The organism is Modestobacter sp. DSM 44400 (assembly GCF_900107175.1).
In the GTDB taxonomy this organism is placed as follows: Bacteria; Actinomycetota; Actinomycetes; order Mycobacteriales; family Geodermatophilaceae; genus Modestobacter.
Genome location: NZ_FNOZ01000134.1, coordinates 1 through 2,505, shown reverse-complemented (window position 1 = coordinate 2,505; position 2,505 = coordinate 1). Strand labels below are relative to the sequence as shown.

The window sequence follows — 2,505 nt, the reverse complement described above, 5'->3', positions numbered from 1 at the left end:
GGCTCCGCCCAACGGCTCCGCCCAACGGCTCCGCCCAACGGGCTGGTCACCCGGCTGGCACCCCGGGCCGCGGGCCGCACGGTAGTAGGGACCAGCTTGGTTTGACGCAAGCCGGCGAAGCACCTGAACGTACGAGCCCCGCCGTCGTGATGACGGCGGGGGGCTCAGCTCAGGTGTCCTCTGGGACGTCTCAGGACACGACTGGGTGACGGTCCGACGTATCACCTTGCAGGAGTAACAGCTAGAGGTGATAGTGGTCGCCATGCGCGTCGTTGAGACGAGCGGCTACACCAGGTGGCGTGCTCGCACGGTCAGCGACCAGCAGCATGGCGAAGAGGCCGAGGTACTCCTCCTAGCCATGGAGCAGCGCCTGGTGTCCCTGTGGGCAGCACCGCTCGAAGAGACCGCAATGCTTCGACGAGTGGTACAGGCCAGGCGCCACGAACTTTGGCGCGTCTCACACCCTTACAGAAGAGGCTTGGCCCTCCGCATCATCTGCTTTTTCCCGGACGAGGGGACCGTCTGCTTTTTCCCGGACGAGGGGACCGTCGTCCTAGCGCTAATGGGCTTCAACAAGCACCCCGTAGGCGACAGTTGGTACTCCCGGGTGGCTCAAGAAGGCCAGGCAATTGTCGATCAGTACTTGAGAGAGCAACAGCAAGCAGGAGGGGCACCGTGAGCGAGATGCTGCACGACGACGACGTCACGAGCGGCGAGGATGTCACCTTCCACGACGCTACTGATCGAATCACCGAGGCCCTCAGTGATCCCGTCATGGCTGAGAAGGTTGAGGCAGTGCGGTCAGAGATGGCGCAGGAGGACCGCGCCTATGCGATGAACCTAGCCATGATGCGGAAGGCTGCCTCCCTGACTCAAGAGGAGGTCGCGGCCCGGCTGAGCATTCGTCAGTCAGCGGTAGCACGTACAGAGAAGGCAGACGACCTCCTACTCTCCACGCTGCGTCGCTACGTCGAATCTACCGGTGCTCACATGAGCGTGGTGGTCCATCTCGCAGACGGCAAGCGCGTCGAACTGGACCTAGACGCGCTCACGAAGTAGCGCGGGCGGCAGCACCCCGGGTCGGGCGTTGACGTCCTGCTGGAGCACGCTGAGATCGCTACTCAACCGCTTCAGCTCCCGCGTCGGCAAGGTCGGAGTGATGCTGCGGGTCGACTCAGCCGTTAGCTGATCCCTTCATGAATGGAAGCGGAGAGACCGCGATAAACGTCGCGCTCGAACAATAGGCGCTCGATGCAGTCACCGAGCGCATCGCCGTGATCCGCAGACCAGATCCGCCGGGCGTCACGCCACGCGTAGAACGGGCCGAACTGCTCCCAGTGCTCGGCCTGCCAGCCGCCCGTGCGGGTATCCGACATCGGCGGTACGTGCCACTCCATCGCCACGAAGCGACGCAACCGCTCGGGAGCAAGCACCGGCGGCGCTGGTCGCCGCTTCACTCGACACCCCCCGCCCGGGTATCCCCATCGTGATCTTGACGGCGGGCGACCTCTGGGAGGAGCCCGGTATCCCTCCGCTGGCTAGAACGGTCGGTCTCCTGCCGTCGCTCCCAGTCGAGTCGGGCCTGTGTGGGGGCCGCTAGCTCGACCTCGACCAGGGCAGTAGGCAGGTCGGAGGCGCACGCGATCATGTGGCGCTCTCTCGCGGGGAGCGCGGGCAGCGGCTGACTGTGGCTGTCACGCCACGCGGCACGAGCCCGCAGGAGCGCCGCGAACTCCCCGGCCGTCCACTCCACGGCCCAGGGCATCGGCCGGCCATCGGGCATGGTCGGCGGAGCAGCTGCCGGCCTGAAGCGCGTCAGCTCCTTCGGCGGCAGCTCGTCGCTGGACTCGACGACTGGGATGCGACGCCTCACGACACGGCCCCCCGGATGCCGTAGGTGCCGCGGACCCCGCCACGGCGCTGAGAGCGTGCGCTGGCCTGCTGGTCCCCTTCCTCCCCGTTCGGCAGCCTCATCGCGGCCAGAAGACGGGCAAGGGCGATTCGCTGCTGACGTGCCTCCGTCGCAGCAGGGTGCGCCTTCACACCCTGCGGGGACTCGACCAGCACCCCGTCGCGGCGCAGCTCCTCATCGAGCTTGGACAGCAGGTCAACGGTGCGGCACGCCTCGACCAGCAGTGCCCGCTCGTGCTCCTCTAGGTCGAAGGTGTCGACCACGGAGGACCACAGGGCTAGGGCGTCGACTCCGAGCCCGCTAGGAGCCCGCTCAGGGGCCTTACGCACCGTGACCCCCGCCCCCATAGGTCAAGCCGTTCAGGTCGCCGCGGGTCCGAGAGACCTCCCGACGGTGGTTGATCTCGGTGACCTCAAGGGGTCCGTGGCCAGGGGGGTGACGGTCAGTCACGGTCAGTCCTGCCTTCCGTTCGTGTGTGGAGTGGGGGCGTGCGCTGGCTGCGCCTAGAGCGTGTCTGCTAACTGCGGACGCGGTGATGGATGATCATGCAGCCGAGGAGGACACCGCCGAGGTAGGTGGTGGCGTATTTGTCG

4 protein-coding genes are annotated in these 2,505 nt (G+C 66.6%); 2 read left to right on the top strand and 2 right to left on the bottom strand.

The features are described from left to right. Positions 1-247: 247 nt before the first annotated feature. A complete protein-coding gene (locus tag BLW04_RS25190; RefSeq protein WP_091548356.1) occupies positions 248-679 on the top strand; it encodes a hypothetical protein in 432 nt (143 codons plus the stop codon). Beyond that, on the top strand, positions 676-1,059 hold the full coding sequence (locus BLW04_RS25185; RefSeq protein ID WP_217631276.1) for a helix-turn-helix domain-containing protein: 384 nt from the start codon (positions 676-678) through the stop codon (positions 1,057-1,059). The genes BLW04_RS25190 and BLW04_RS25185 overlap by 4 nt, the downstream gene beginning before the upstream one ends. A gap of 122 nt (positions 1,060-1,181) precedes the next feature. On the opposite strand, the gene BLW04_RS25180 is transcribed toward BLW04_RS25185, so the two are convergent. After that, positions 1,182-1,433, bottom strand: coding sequence for a hypothetical protein (locus BLW04_RS25180; RefSeq protein WP_091548354.1), 252 nt, complete (start codon positions 1,431-1,433; stop codon positions 1,182-1,184). A gap of 436 nt (positions 1,434-1,869) precedes the next feature. Next, complete coding sequence (locus BLW04_RS25170; RefSeq protein ID WP_217631275.1) at positions 1,870-2,175, bottom strand: hypothetical protein; 306 nt, start codon at positions 2,173-2,175, stop codon at positions 1,870-1,872. Positions 2,176-2,505: the final 330 nt, after the last annotated feature.